The sequence below is a fragment of the Pseudomonas sp. QC2 genome, from assembly GCF_002859085.1.
Lineage (GTDB): Bacteria > Pseudomonadota > Gammaproteobacteria > Pseudomonadales > Pseudomonadaceae > Aquipseudomonas > Aquipseudomonas petroselini.
Map to the genome: position 1 here is coordinate 25,575 of NZ_PKKS01000022.1, position 13,417 is coordinate 38,991.

A 13,417-nucleotide genomic window follows, 5' to 3' on the forward strand; every position below is an offset into this window, starting at 1 on the left:
ATGGTCGACTTTTTCATTGAGCGTCCGAATTTCGCCTGGGTTATCGCGCTGTTTATCGTACTGGCTGGGGCGTTGACGCTCGGCCGTTTGCCGGTCAGCCAGTACCCCGACGTTGCGCCGCCGCAAATCAGCGTGAGTGCCAGCTACCCTGGCGCGTCGGCACAGATCATCAACCTCAACGTCACCAGCCTGCTGGAAGAGGAACTCAACGGCCTGCCGGACTTGCTCTACTACGAGTCCACCAGCGCCAATGGCAGCGCAGACACGACCGTCACCTTCAAACCGGGCACTGACCCGGATCGCGCGCAGATCGACGTGCAAAACCGCCTGCAACGGGTGGTGGGGCGTTTGCCCCAGGCGGTGATCGAGCAAGGATTGAAAGTCGAGCAGGTACGCGCGAACTTCCTGATGATCTACGCCCTGTCGTACACCGACGGGCAGCAGGACTCGGTCGGCCTGGCCGACTTTGCAGCCCGCGCGGTGAACAACGAAATTCGTCGTGTGGCCGGGGTCGGCCGCGTGGAGATGTATACCGCCGAACGCGCCATGCGCATTTGGGTCGACCCGGCGAAGCTGGTGGGTTACGGCCTGTCGATGGCGGACGTGAGCAAAGCCATCGCGGCGCAGAACTTGCAGGTACCGGCCGGTAGCATGGGGGAACGTCCGGGCCCGGTGGACCAGCAGATCACCGCGACCGTCATGGTTCAAGGCCAGTTGGAGTCGGTGGAGGCGTTCGGCAATATTGTCCTGCGCGCCAATGATGATGGCGCCAGTGTGCGGATTCACGATGTGGCGCGGGTGGAGCTGGGGCGCCAGGACTACCGCTTCGATGCCCGTCTCAACGGCAAGCCCGTGGCCGCCATGTCGGTGCAACTCGCGCCGGGTGGCAATGCGTTGCAGACCGCACAGGCGGTCAAGGCGCGTCTGGAGCATCTGTCGAGCACCTTGCCGGGCAATATGCGCTTGAGCGTGCCGTACGACACGGCGCCCTTTGTCCAGGCCGCGATCAAGCAGGTCGTCTACACCTTGATCGAAGCCATGGTCCTGGTATTCCTGGTGATGTGGCTGTTCTTGCAGAAGCTGCGCTACACCCTGATCCCGGCAGTGGTCGTGCCGGTGTGCCTGTCGGGCACGCTGGCCGTGATGGGGGTGCTGGGGTTTTCCATCAATATGATGACGCTGTTCGGCATGGTGCTGGCCATCGGCATGCTGGTGGACGATGCCATTGTCGTGGTGGAAAACGTCGAGCGCTTGATCAGCCAGGAGCGTCTGTCGCCCAAGGATGCGACCCGCAAGGCCATGCGTCAGATCAGCGGAGCCATTGTCGGCATTACCCTGGTGCTGGCAACGGTGTTTTTGCCGCTGGCCTTCATGGGCGGTTCGGTGGGCGTGATCTACCAGCAGTTCGCCCTAGTGTTGTCGGTGTCGATTCTGTTCTCCGGGTTCCTCGCGCTGACCCTGACTCCGGCGCTGTGTGCGGCATTGCTGAAGCCTTTTGATCCGACACGGCGGGTGCCTGGGTTCAACCGCCACTTTGATAGGTTGACCGCACACTATGAGCGCGTCGCCGGCACCTGGGTGCGGCGCGGCACTCGCAGCGTCTGTCTGTACCTGCTATTGCTGGCGGTGCTGGTGTTGGCCTATCACCGTTTGCCATCCTCCTTTATTCCCAGTGAGGACCAGGGCTACACCGTCACCGATATCCAACTGCCGCCAGCGGCCTCCGCCGCGCGTACCGAGGTGACGGTGAACGCCTGGGAGCAATACGCCCTGGCACAACCGGCCACCCACCAGGTGCTCAGTATCCTGGGCTTCAGCTTCTCGGGCGAGGGGGCCAATGCCGCCTTGTCGTATATCAGCCTCAAGGACTGGTCGGTTCGCGGATCGGACCAGGCCAGCCGCGCCGTGGCACAGCGCGCGACCCGGGCCTTTGAAGATGTCAGCGACGGCACCGTGTTCAGCACCGTGCCGCCGGCGGTCGATGGCCTTGGCACGTCCGCCGGCTTCGAACTGCGCCTGCAAGACCTGACCGGCCACCCTCACGCCGAGTTGCTGGGAGCCCGCGCACAACTGCTCGCGGCGGCCAAGGCGTCCCCCGTGATCGGCAGCCTGCGCGATGAAGGCCTGGCGGACGCACCGCAGATCAAAATCGACATCGACCGGGAAAAAGCCGAGGCCCTCGGTGTGAGTTTCGATGTGATCAGCGCCGCGTTATCGGCGGCCTTGGGCTCACAACAAATCAACGAATTCGCCAACCAGGGGCGCATGCAGCGCGTGATCGTCCAGGCCGACGGCAGTAGCCGCCAGACACCTGAAGCGCTGCTGCGCCTGCAAGTGCCCAACCGGCAGAACAAACTGGTACCCCTGGAAGCCTTCAGCCGTTTCGAGTGGCAAGTCGGCCCGCTGCAGATCGTGCGTTACAACGGCTCGCAATCGCTGCGCTTTACCGGTGATGCCGCTGCCGGCTACAGCACCGGCCAGGCGATGCAGGCATTGCAGGACATCGCTGCGCAACTGCCGGCCGGCTTCACCCTGGAATGGGCCGGGTTGTCTTTGCAGGAGCAACAATCCAGTGCCCAGGTGCCGCTGTTGATGGGTTTATCACTGTTGACGGTCCTGCTGGTGCTCGTGGCCTTGTATGAAAGTTGGGCGATACCGTTTGCCGTGCTGTTGATCGTGCCGGTGGGCGTGTTGGGTTCAGTGGCTGCCGTCACCGTCATGGGCATGCCCAATGACGTCTATTTCAAGGTGGGCTTGGTCACCATCATCGGCCTGTCGGCGAAGAACGCGATCCTGATTGTCGAGTTTGCCAAAGCGCTGCACGCCCAAGGTGCGAGCCTTGCAGATGCGGCGATCCAGGCCGCACGCCTGCGTTTTCGCCCGATCATCATGACGTCACTGGCATTTATCCTGGGCGTGGTGCCCCTGGCGCTCGCCACCGGGCCGGGTGCTGCCAGCCAGCAAGCGATCGGAACCGGGGTTATCGGTGGAATGCTCGCGGCAACAGTGCTGGGCGTGTTGTGGGTGCCCGTGTTATTTGTGAAGGTGATGTCGGTTTCTCAAAGACTTCAGGGTCGCCAATGGGTCGTGGACGCGAACAAAGGGCCTTGAGTCAGTTTTGACATCCAGCGCTGGGTAGGGGCACTCAAGGCAGGGCGTTTATGGCGTGAATGACCGCATCGGCGATGGTCTTTGTAATAAGCCGACGTTGCCCCTTGTCAACCGTCGGGCTCAGCCAGGTGGGTAGGCTGTTCAGCATGGGCAAAATCGCAGTAAGCGCACCCTCGCGTAACGGCCCGCCGGGCGGATGGCCCAGTTGGCCGACCAATGTCATGAATTCTGACTCATAGGCTAGCCTCAATCGCTCAACGCGTGCCTGCATCGGGGCGCCCAGGCAATTGGCATCCATCACCGCTAACTTGAAGTGCCCGGTCATCTGTTCATGCAATTTAAGATGGCCTTCGATCAGTTTTGTCAGGCGTTGCGCGGGCGTCAATCTTCGGGCCTTGAGCAGGTCGACGTGCGACAACAGTGCCTGATACAGCTCTGTCAGCCATTCAAACAGCATGGCTTCCTTGCTCTCGACATGGTGATAAATCGCCCCCGGGCTGATGCCAACATGCGCCGCCAATTCGCGCATGCTGACCTGGCTGAAACTACGCTCCTTGAACAGCTCCAGGGCTCTGCGCTGAAACTCCGAGCGGCTCAGCGCGGGAGCCATACGCCCGTGAGTCATGTGTCGAGTGCCTGCTGTTTGGCAATTTCCTGGTTGCGCAGAATGAACCGCTGCACCTTGCCACTCGGGGTCTTGGGCAGTTGTTCGACGAACTCGATTTCCCGGGGGTACGCATGCGCAGCCAAGCGCTGTTTGACATGCAGGCGCAAGACTTCCGCCAACTCCGCACTGGGCAGGTACTGACGGTTCAGCACCACAAACGCCTTGATCAGCTCGGTGCGTTGCGGGTCGGGCTTGCCGATCACCGCGGCTTCGACGACTGCCGGATGTTCGATCAGCGCACTCTCGACATCGAAAGGCCCCACGCGGTAGCCGGATGTGGTGATCACATCGTCGTTACGGCCTACAAAGCTGATACTGCCGTCCGCATTGAGCTCCACGATATCGCCGCTCAAGTAGTAACGGTCGACAAAAGCCTTGGTGGGCATATGCAAGTAGCCATTGAACCAGCACAGGGGCGAGCGCTCGCGGTCCACCGCCAGTACGCCCGGCTGACCCGTCGGTAATTCCTGATACGCATCATCCAGCACGACAATCCGGTACCCCGGCACCGCGTAACCGGCAGAACCCTCACGTACCGGATGGCGTAGCCCATGGTGATTGCACAGCACCATGCCGATTTCGGTCTGGCCGTAATGGTCGTGAATGACCACGCCGAGCTGTTCGGCGAACCAACGGATGACTTGCGGGTTGAGCGGTTCGCCGGCGCTGCTGACGATACGCAGTTGACCACGCACGGCGTCGGCGAACTCGGCCCCGGCGGCAATCAGCAGGCGATAGGCCGTGGGCGAGCCGGCCAGGTTGCTGATCGCATACTTGGCGATAATCCGGCAGGTGCTTTCCACGGTGAAAGGGCCGTCATGGAACAGCGTGGCCCGGCCGCACGCCAGTGGCCCGGTGACTGCGTAATACAAGCCATAGGCCCAGCCGGGGTCGGCGAGGTTCCAGAAATGGTCGTCTTCGCGCAGGTCGATTGAATCGCGCATATAACTTTTGAAGGCCAGAATGGCGCTCAAAGGCACCTCAAGCGGCTTGGCAGGTCCTGTAGTGCCCGAGGTACACATGAGCAGGAAAGGCGCACTGGCGTCCAGCAGCTCAGGCGTGCAGTCGGCGTGTTGACGGCCGAGGGCGTCCCAGAAACCGTCATCGTTCGGGTGCTGTGGGGGGCCGTCGGCCACAATGACGCGAGGGCAGTCGGGGATGTCATCCAGCTTGGGACGATTGTGGGAATCGGTCACGATCCAGCGTGCCCCGGAGCACGCCAATCGCTGCTCGATCGCCTTGGGCCCGAATGCGGTAAAGAGCGGTTGGTAGACCGCGCCGATGCGCCAGGTCCCGAGGACAGTAATCACCAGTTCAACTGTGCGTGGCAGCAGTCCGGCGACACGATCTCCCGGCTGTACCCCTTGCGCTCGCAGGAAGTTTGCGAAGCGCGCAGCGTGCACCTGCAATTCGCTGAACGTATAGCGCGTGGCGCGGCCATCCCGCGTTTCGCAGTACAACGCCACGGCATTGCCATGAGCGTGCCGGTCGCAGCACTCGATGCAGGCGTTCAAGGCTTCCGGTTCGCCGTGCAAGTCTTGAGCCGCCAGTTGTAGATAGTCGAACGTTGACACCGCTGAGTCGTAATCGCGCATAACGTACCTGATTATTATTGTTGGAAGTTGCCCTGTGCCCACGCACGCCGCGCAGGCGCAGGGATGTGGCTAGTTGTCCATCATCTCGGCCGCTTGCTGGGTCGCCTGGCTGGTTCGCGTGGCGAGCTTGCGCACTTCATCGGCGACCACGGCAAACCCGCGACCGGCTTCGCCTGCTCGCGCCGCCTCAATGGCGGCATTCAACGCCAGCAGGTTGGTCTGGCTGGCAATGCCCTGGATGGTGGCAACAATCTGCGTCAGCTTGGTGAGGGTTTCCTGCATCACCCGATGTTGTTGCGCCTGGGCCTCGCGCATCGTGCTTTCTTCATGGTGGGCATGTATGTCGGTGATGGCACCCACCACCCGTTGCGCAGAGCCGTCCTGCGCGCGGCGCGTTTGCCCGCGGCCGCGAAACCAGCGGTAAGTGCCGTTTTTGTGCTTGAGTCGATAATCCACATCGAACGGTGTCTTGCCGCTGCGGTCGTCCACATGGGCGACGAATGCGCCGATGGCCCCTGCGCTATCGTCGGGATGCAAGCGCGAGGTCCAGCTTTCCAGGGTGTTGGGGAACTCCTCAACCGTGTTGCATCCCAGCAGTCGGCGCATTTGCGAAGACCACCAAATGGTATTTTTTGGGTTCGCCGGGTCGCCTGCCACCACCTCGATGTCCCAGAGCCCGTCATGCAGCATCTCCCGGGAAATATCGAAACGTGTGGCCGCCAGTTCGAGCGCCTCGTTGTGCAGGTACTGTGCATGAATGTCACGCACGGTCCCCGCGATGCAGAGCGCTGCGCCTTGCGCATCGCGCCGCGAGGCACCGCTGATGCTGCACCAACGGTAGTCATCGCCGGGTGCAGGCTTCATGCGCACCTCGAGCGCAAATGCCGTCCGCCCGCTACGATCGGCAAGGTGCCTGGCGAGCGCTGCCAGATGCGCTTGCCGGTCATCCGGGTGCAACTGTTCACTCCACGCGCCGAGCTGATCCATCGCCTGGGCCGGGTTCGACGCAGGCCCCGTCCACGTCATCGCACATTCCGGCCCAGGTGCAGCGGTTCCATCCAGCTCCAGTTCCCAGAACAGCTCATCTGCGCCCTGTATGATCAGTGCCCAGCGCGCCTCCCATTGCTGCAACAGCTTGTCACGGCCGGCCAGGTGCTCTTCCAGTTGGCTGACGCGAAACGTCAGTGCGCTGGCCTGCTCCTTAACGGCTTGCCGCTCTTGCAGCAGGTGTTCGACGCTTGCCAGGATGCGGTGCACTGACCGGTTGTTCGACGACAATGGCGTGCTCGCCTGCCCAGGCTGGTCCAGCCGGTCGGCGAGCTGCGCCAATACCCGGTGTGTGGTGCGGCGGAAAAAGAGCATGGGGCACCTCTACCTCGGTCAAATGGGAACAGCCTGCAAGGATTGCATTGGGGCGGATAAGGCCTGGGCGTCAAAGACGTTCGCGCCCGGCAGCGCTTGCCAGGCGGATGGGCCGGCGGCGATTTCCTGGGCACTCAGCAAGCAGTCGTCGAGGGCGCGCTGTAACACGTGGGTATCCATATCCTGGCCGATAAAGACCAACTCCTGCCGGCAATCGCCGACAATGCTGTCCCACTTGGTCATGATGCTTCGCAACCGATATTCATCCCGCGGCCATTGCGACGGCTCGATGAAGTTCCACCAGTGCCCGACATAGTCCCACTGGAACTGCCTGCCGCTGTGCACCAGCAGGCCGGTTTCCAGGTGCCGGCTGGCGAGCCAGAAGTAACCCTTGCTGCGCAACAGGCGCCCGTTGCACCAGGGGCGCTGCAGAAAATCGAATAATCGCTGTGGGTGAAAGGGGGCACGCTCGCGGTACACCCATGACGTCACGCCATAGGTGTCCGACTCGGAGGCCGGTGTGTCATCGGCCTGCATTTTTTTCATCCAGCCGGGTGATGCAGCCAAGCTGGGTAAATCAAACAGATGAGTACCGAGAATGCCTGATAGCTCAACGTTGCCGTGTGTCATCGGCATGATCCGCGCGGTCGGGTTAAGGCCGGTGAGGATCGCGTGCACGGCCTGGTAACCGGGCTCGTCGATCAGGTCCAGTTTGTTGACGAGAATGACGTTGGCGTACTCCACCTGCTCAATCAGCAGATCTGCCAGATGGCGTTTGGGTGCGTCCGCTTGGGCGTCGTCGCGGGCCACGATGTCTGGCGCGTCGAGCAACGCCTGAAAACGACTGCCATCGACCACCGTCACCAAGGTATCGAGCCGCGCCAGTTCGCTGAGGCTGAAGCCTTCTGCGTCAAGGAATGCAAACGTCTCGGCAACCGGCATCGGCTCGGAAATGCCCGTGGACTCGATGAGCAGGTAGTCAAAACGTTGCTGGCGTGCCAGGGCACTGATCTGCTCGAGCAAATCGGCGCGCAGCGTGCAACAGATACAGCCATTGCTCATCTCGATCAATTCATCTCGACCACGGTGCAGCGCCACGTCGCGCTGTACCTCTTCAGCATCGATGTTGACGTCGCTCATGTCGTTGACGATGACTGCCACTTTCAGGCCGTCGCGATTGCGCAAGATATGATTGAGCAGGGTGGTTTTGCCGGCGCCGAGGAAGCCAGAAAGCACGGTCACCGGCAGTCGGCCCGCCTGGGCGCCGTCAATCATACGTTCACCGCTTGCGCGCTGGAGGCCTTGTCCAAGTAGCTTTCGAACAGGTCGACCACCACAAAACCGTCGTCGGCTGCATCCCCCCACAGGTCTTTGACGCGAAACTCGACGTGGTAGGTTGGCTGATGCGCAGCGCTCAAGTCGCCATGACCTATGGCGTCCGGGAACGGCCATTTTTCTGAAGTTCGGTGCAGGACCACGCCTTCCTTGCCGCGCACATAGGCCGGCATGCGGACATGCCCGGCCACATACTCGTCACGCACGACAACCCGGTCGCCGACTTCAAAAGGCGGTCGGCCAGTGATCGCCGGGCGACCCTGCGCATGCGCGGGGTTCGCCAGCTTGAAGTGAGCACCCAGGGCCTGATCGAGCTCCGCCTGGGTGATGACGCCGGTTTCGACCAGCAGGGTGGCAGTGGCGATGACATAGCGTTCGTAGTACTGGGTGCCGACATGCTGGCGCACGTCCAGGCGTTCGACGGCGTGGCGCACTTCATCCACGCTGAACTTCTTCAAGTGATCGGCACCGATAAACATCAAGCTGTACGCCAGGTGCTCCCAGTCCTGCTTGAACACAGGTTGGTAGCTCAGGCTGTTGACGGTGTGAGGGACTTTGCCAAAGCCTTGGAAACCGCCGAGATCGTGAAAGCCATCCATCGTGGATACCTCTTAATAGCGAATGAATAGAGAATGAAAATTGAAAGAAACAAAGCACCCTGATTAGGCGACGTACGGTAGCGCCACGCCAATAAGGACATCCTTGGTAATCAATTTTCGAAGTGCCTCTTCATCCATGGATTCGCTCCCCTTTGGCCGCAGAGGCAGCACCAGGTAGCGGCTTTCGGCGCTGGTGTCCCACACCTTGATGGTGACCCCATCCGGCAGCTCCGTGCCCAGTTCACGCAGCACGGTGCGCCCTTCGCGAACCAGTCGAGCGCGGAACTCGAAGCCCTTGTACCACTCCGGCGGCAAGCCCAGGACGGGCCAATTGGTGCAGGAGCACAGGCTGCACACGATCACGTTTTTCACACTGGGCGTGTCTTCCAGCGCAACAATGTATTCACCCTGCGGGCCGGTATAGCCAAATTGGGCGCACGCAGCGGTACCGTCCTTGAGCAGCAGCTCGCGGAACTGCGGGTCCACCCATGCCTTGGCCACCACCCGAGCACCGTTCTGCGGGCTCCATTCGTGTGCCATCAGCTGTGTCATGTGCTCGATGTAACCGTCGGGGATCAGGTCCTTTTGTTTGAGCACGTGCAGTAATGCCTGTGCTCGCTCACCCGGGGTTGATGTTTTATTTTCAGGTGTGGTCATCAGTTGGTTCCTCATCGTTGAGCTTCTAGGCAGCGCCCGGCGGCTTATTCTCTTGCGCTGCAAGGGGACGCACCGGCTACTGACTGTTTTTCCAGTCAACCGATGCCTCGAATGCCGCGGCAGCCTGGTAAATCGTGCCTTCGGCATAGTGTTTGCCCACCAGCATCAGCCCGACAGGTAAACCGTCTACCAGGCCACAGGGAATCGACATGGCCGGATGGCCAGTGATGTCCTGTGCGGAGGCATTGCCGATCATTTCCAGCGCTCGGGCCACGTACTCGGTGACCGAGCAACCGGGCTCCGGATGGGGCTGGGCAATGATCGGCACGGTAGGCATCACCAGCAGGTCATAGCGCGCCAATGCGGCGTCATAGCCGGAGCGTGCCAGGCGCCTGAGGTTTTGTGCCTTGGCGTAGAAACGACCGTTGTAGCGCTCCAGACCGTATTGCCCGACGAACATGCACAGCTTGAGAGACGCGGACAGGTCATTCGCCTGGTCGCGCCATCCGGCTTGCTTGTCCAGCAACCCGAGGTCATACAGCCCTTGCCAGTTAAAGCCGGCCCCATTGCCGTGCATCATCTGCATCGTCAAGCCTTCACAGCCGATGGGGTGCCACAGCGCACCGGCAATCTTGTGCTCAGGCACTGACACCTCTTCGACCTGCGCACCCAGCCGTGCAAATGCGTCGATGGCATTGCGCACAGACGAGGCAACACGCGGGTCCTGGTTGGCCAGTTCAAAGCCTTCGCGCAGCACTCCGATCCTCAGCCCGCTCACACCGCGCTCCAGGTAATCGCTGTACGTGTCGACCTGGGGCGCGGCTTGTCGCGGATCGAGCCCATCCGCTCCCGCCATGACCTCCAGCATCAAGGCGTTGTCGCGTACGTTTGCCGTGATGGGGCCGGCATGATCGATAGTCGCCTCGATGGCCATGATCCCGGTGTAAGGCACCAGTCCGTGAGTCGGCTTCATCCCGTAAGTGCCGCAGAATGCGGAAGGAATCCGGATCGACCCTCCTTGGTCACCGCCGACTGCCAGGTCAACCTCGCCCGCGGCAACCAGTGCGGCGCTGCCGGAAGACGACCCACCCGAGGAAAATCCGTGGCGATAGGGGTTGTGCACCGGCGCCGGATCGGAGGTGTGACTCCCCCCGGACAGGCAGTAATGCTCGCAGGTTGCCTTGCCGAGGATGGTTGCGCCGGCATCCAGCAAGCGGGAGACAACGGTGGCATCAAATGATGGAACGAAGCCTTCAAGGGGCTTTGCACCATTCATCATGGGGACGCCCGCGAGTGAAATATTGTCCTTCAGTGCCACGGTTTTATTCGCCAACTTGCCTTCGCGGGCACCGCTGACTTCCGTGCGGAAGTACCAGGCGTTGAGCGGGTTGTGTGCAGCCGAGGGTCGATAGCCCGAACTGCGTTCGTAACGCACCGGCGGAATGAAGTCAGGCAGCTCGTCAATCAGGTCATAAGCATCGAAGCTTGACTGCATAAGCGCCAGGTATTCGTGGGCTTGCTCCGCACTGATCTGCATGTGCAGGCGGCTCGATACATCCAATAGCTGTTCAAGGGTGGGGCGCACAATTGGCATGGTTGGGCTGTCCTTATCGTAAGTGGCCGAAGAGCACTGCTGCTCATCAATATCAGTGGGCCTGGCGCTCAAGATAGTCCGCGCCTCAAGTCGCAGGCTTGGTTGAGAAAGACATCGACTTGGCTGAGCCGGACACCGCTGTGCAAAGAAGCAAAGGGCACGCGGTCGCAGACCCTTGCGTTAAAAAATGCGCGCATAACGCAGGTTCATGCGGAAGTCTTCCTTGGTGCCGCTGTCCACCGAGAGGTCCTTGCCCAATTGCAGTTGGATCTGGTCTTGGGGGGTGACGAATTTGGTGGCGGTGAGACGGAAGTTGGTGGTGCCAAGCTCGTTATCTTGATTGACGTGCTCAATGTTCGTCTCACCTCCCCAGGTGCGCCCGAAGCCGATACCAAACGCGGTGCTGGCGTCTAGCATGTAACGCCCCATGATCTGCGCTGCGTAGGAAACGTCCTGCTTCATACGGTCGGCATTGGCACCGTAGTCTGTGTTGTCGCCATACCAGGTGGCACCGCCGACCAGGTCCATCGCCCATTTTTCTGTGAAGTGTTTGACGTACGCACTCTGCAGTTCGAATTTCCAGCGGTTCTCGCCGAGATTGAGCGCGTCGTCCTTGTCATACGTACCCGTCGGCACATACAGGTAGGGGGCGATACTGAGGGTGTCGCGGGCTTCGTTAAACCGCCATTTGACCGGCGCCGTGAGGATCAAGTCGCCAACGCCGCGAGTGCTGCCCAGGGCTGAGGCGTCACCTGCGCTGGAGACGTGTCCGAAAGGCAAAAGAAATTGCGGGTCGATGGTGACGGTGTCGGAGAGTGCGTAGACATGCAGTAGCCGCAGGATGCCGATGTCAGAGCTCACCCTGAAGTCAGAGCTGACCTTGTGGCCGTTGGCATAAGCCGAGTCCGTGGTGGCGTGCTGGTAATAAATCGCCCCGATCGTAGCGCCGACCGGGTATTGCTCGTAATCGCCGGGCGCTACTTCACCGGCGTTGGCGTGAAGCGCGGGCAACAGCGTAGAGAGCGTCAGCAGGCGGATCTTATTCATCATTTATTCCTCGCACAGGGAGACCGGCCACCCGAGGAGGGTGGCAAGGCGGCAGAAAGGGGGGGAGGTAAACGCCGATGGCGCTCAGGTGGTTGGCGGCAGCGCGTCGCGCAACATGCCGGTCTGCGAGTGACAGTTGATGTACTCGAAGACCTGGCTCTTGGCGTCCGACACGGACACTTCGTGGTACAGCCTTAACTTCTTCAAACCCGCGGCCACGCGGAAAAACGTCACGAAAATACGCAGGTGAGTCGGGTGAGATTCAGCCCAGCGTTCGAGTTTCTCCACCGAGCGCCAGTGACCGATGTTGTAGCTCAGGTCGAGAAAGTTGCCGTCCAGGTCGATATTGCGCACGAACCTGTTGCTGTAGCAGCCCAATGGCTGGCCGTTGTCACGCAGGAAGTCCATGCCGTCCTGCAACGTCGGCAAGATTTCGTCGAGGTAGAGCGAGCGCTCCTCAGCCTCGGCATCCGCCCAGTCCTGGCCGGAACGAATCAGTGTGAGGTTGTCATGCCCCAGGACCAGGACCCGTCCGCCCTGGGCCGGGTCACCCGCGATCACTTGCAGCTCGCTCGTGGGCTTCATCCAATCCGTCTGGGAGATCGGGAAACGGTCGCGCATCGAACCCCAGTAACCGTGCTCTTCGATCTCTCCACTGGTCGTATCCATTACTGCGCCGACACCGGGCAGGTTCTCCTGGAAGGCGTACAGCGTCTCGAACTGCTCGGTGCGCGGCGCGGTGATTTCGCGGAAATAACCAAGGCCTTCACCGAGCCGATCCGGCGAACTCCACCAGTCATTCACTTGGGGTGACCGCAACCAGCGACAGTGGGCGGCCGGGTCTTTCCAGTACCCGACCACAATCAAATTATCAAAGCCGCTGCTGTCGGTGTGGTGGGTCAAATCATAAGTCTGCGGGCCATCGGCCAGGCTGAAACTGCCGACGATGTGACGCATCGCCTGCAATGCAGGCTCGCGCTGGGCGTCGCCGCGATATTGCACGCCCAGATAGGCCATCACCACTTGTTCCAGTTGCTCGTCAGCGCGTGCGACCCACATAGGGAACGGCGGTTGATACTCGTCCGGTACACGGCGGGACAGGGTGCGCGGGCATTTGAGATGTGTGTCGATTGCAGATTCCATCTTGAGCTCCTCGTTATTTTCGTTCAGGCCTACGGTTGGGCGTTAGCGCGTCGGTGGCTGGTCGCGCTTGGCGATCTGCCGTCGGTGCAGCAGCTGCATGGCACTCCATTCAATCAACCAATAAGCCGACTCTTCAGGCGCAAGGTCGCGCCGCTGCAGAAGCCAGGAGGAATCAGCCAATCGTTGTGAGTCGTGTCGATGCATGGCGTGCCTCATCAGCGGATGAATGAGCTGCTGTGAGGTGGAAATTAGGCTGGGCGAGGAGGGGGCGCTTTGTTCGGCGAGACAACCATTTGGTTAGAAAAGA

The 13,417-nt window shown here is 61.0% G+C and carries 10 protein-coding genes and 2 pseudogenes; 1 reads left to right on the forward strand and 11 read right to left on the reverse strand.

What is annotated here, in order from left to right:
• Positions 1 to 3,111 carry a multidrug efflux RND transporter permease subunit gene (locus QCBJ_RS20205; protein ID WP_102061459.1) on the forward strand — a complete coding sequence of 1,037 codons (3,111 nt, stop codon included), beginning with the start codon at positions 1 to 3 and terminating at the stop codon, positions 3,109 to 3,111.
• A 34-nt stretch (positions 3,112 to 3,145) separates the two neighbouring features.
• On the opposite strand, the gene QCBJ_RS20210 is transcribed toward QCBJ_RS20205, so the two are convergent.
• The 11 genes and pseudogenes from QCBJ_RS20210 to QCBJ_RS30230 form a co-directional block, all read right to left on the reverse strand.
• Positions 3,146 to 3,721 (reverse strand): TetR/AcrR family transcriptional regulator, encoded by a 576-nt coding sequence (locus QCBJ_RS20210; RefSeq protein ID WP_102061521.1) that lies wholly within the window; start codon positions 3,719 to 3,721, stop codon positions 3,146 to 3,148.
• 11 nt (positions 3,722 to 3,732) lie between these two features.
• The gene (locus tag QCBJ_RS20215) at positions 3,733 to 5,373 is read right to left on the reverse strand and encodes an AMP-binding protein (protein ID WP_043205376.1); all 1,641 of its coding nucleotides are present in this window, start codon (positions 5,371 to 5,373) and stop codon (positions 3,733 to 3,735) included.
• Between the two features lie 78 nt (positions 5,374 to 5,451).
• Positions 5,452 to 5,736 (reverse strand): annotated as a pseudogene (locus QCBJ_RS30795) (methyl-accepting chemotaxis protein); the annotation flags it as partial.
• Positions 5,737 to 6,735, reverse strand: a pseudogene (locus QCBJ_RS30570) (PAS domain-containing protein); the annotation flags it as partial.
• Between the two features lie 18 nt (positions 6,736 to 6,753).
• Positions 6,754 to 8,010 carry a GTP-binding protein gene (locus QCBJ_RS20225; RefSeq protein ID WP_102061461.1) on the reverse strand — a complete coding sequence of 419 codons (1,257 nt, stop codon included), beginning with the start codon at positions 8,008 to 8,010 and terminating at the stop codon, positions 6,754 to 6,756.
• A complete protein-coding gene (gene nthB / locus QCBJ_RS20230; protein ID WP_102061462.1) occupies positions 8,007 to 8,669 on the reverse strand; it encodes a nitrile hydratase subunit beta in 663 nt (220 codons plus the stop codon). The genes QCBJ_RS20225 and nthB overlap by 4 nt, the downstream gene beginning before the upstream one ends.
• Positions 8,670 to 8,732: 63 nt before the next feature.
• Positions 8,733 to 9,326, reverse strand: a complete 594-nt coding sequence (nthA, locus tag QCBJ_RS20235; protein ID WP_012724372.1) for a nitrile hydratase subunit alpha — start codon at positions 9,324 to 9,326, stop codon at positions 8,733 to 8,735.
• 76 nt (positions 9,327 to 9,402) lie between these two features.
• The gene (locus tag QCBJ_RS20240) at positions 9,403 to 10,920 is read right to left on the reverse strand and encodes an amidase (protein ID WP_102061463.1); all 1,518 of its coding nucleotides are present in this window, start codon (positions 10,918 to 10,920) and stop codon (positions 9,403 to 9,405) included.
• 180 nt (positions 10,921 to 11,100) lie between these two features.
• The gene (locus QCBJ_RS20245) at positions 11,101 to 11,967 is read right to left on the reverse strand and encodes a transporter (RefSeq protein ID WP_102061464.1); all 867 of its coding nucleotides are present in this window, start codon (positions 11,965 to 11,967) and stop codon (positions 11,101 to 11,103) included.
• An 84-nt stretch (positions 11,968 to 12,051) separates the two neighbouring features.
• Positions 12,052 to 13,110 (reverse strand): phenylacetaldoxime dehydratase family protein, encoded by a 1,059-nt coding sequence (locus tag QCBJ_RS20250; RefSeq protein WP_102061465.1) that lies wholly within the window; start codon positions 13,108 to 13,110, stop codon positions 12,052 to 12,054.
• Between the two features lie 42 nt (positions 13,111 to 13,152).
• A complete protein-coding gene (locus tag QCBJ_RS30230) occupies positions 13,153 to 13,314 on the reverse strand; it encodes a hypothetical protein (RefSeq protein WP_163825841.1) in 162 nt (53 codons plus the stop codon).
• Positions 13,315 to 13,417: the final 103 nt, after the last annotated feature.

What these genes read in the sequence shown, in the direction of transcription:
- QCBJ_RS20205 (WP_102061459.1), top strand. Translation starts at nt 1, where the DNA reads ATGGTCGACTTTTTCATTGAGCGTCCGAATTTCGCCTGGGTTATCGCG.
- QCBJ_RS20210 (WP_102061521.1), bottom strand. Translation starts at nt 3,721, where the DNA reads ATGGCTCCCGCGCTGAGCCGCTCGGAGTTTCAGCGCAGAGCCCTGGAG.
- QCBJ_RS20215 (WP_043205376.1), bottom strand. Translation starts at nt 5,373, where the DNA reads ATGCGCGATTACGACTCAGCGGTGTCAACGTTCGACTATCTACAACTG.
- QCBJ_RS20225 (WP_102061461.1), bottom strand. Translation starts at nt 8,010, where the DNA reads ATGATTGACGGCGCCCAGGCGGGCCGACTGCCGGTGACCGTGCTTTCT.
- nthB (WP_102061462.1), bottom strand. Translation starts at nt 8,669, where the DNA reads ATGGATGGCTTTCACGATCTCGGCGGTTTCCAAGGCTTTGGCAAAGTC.
- nthA (WP_012724372.1), bottom strand. Translation starts at nt 9,326, where the DNA reads ATGACCACACCTGAAAATAAAACATCAACCCCGGGTGAGCGAGCACAG.
- QCBJ_RS20240 (WP_102061463.1), bottom strand. Translation starts at nt 10,920, where the DNA reads ATGCCAATTGTGCGCCCCACCCTTGAACAGCTATTGGATGTATCGAGC.
- QCBJ_RS20245 (WP_102061464.1), bottom strand. Translation starts at nt 11,967, where the DNA reads ATGAATAAGATCCGCCTGCTGACGCTCTCTACGCTGTTGCCCGCGCTT.
- QCBJ_RS20250 (WP_102061465.1), bottom strand. Translation starts at nt 13,110, where the DNA reads ATGGAATCTGCAATCGACACACATCTCAAATGCCCGCGCACCCTGTCC.
- QCBJ_RS30230 (WP_163825841.1), bottom strand. Translation starts at nt 13,314, where the DNA reads ATGCATCGACACGACTCACAACGATTGGCTGATTCCTCCTGGCTTCTG.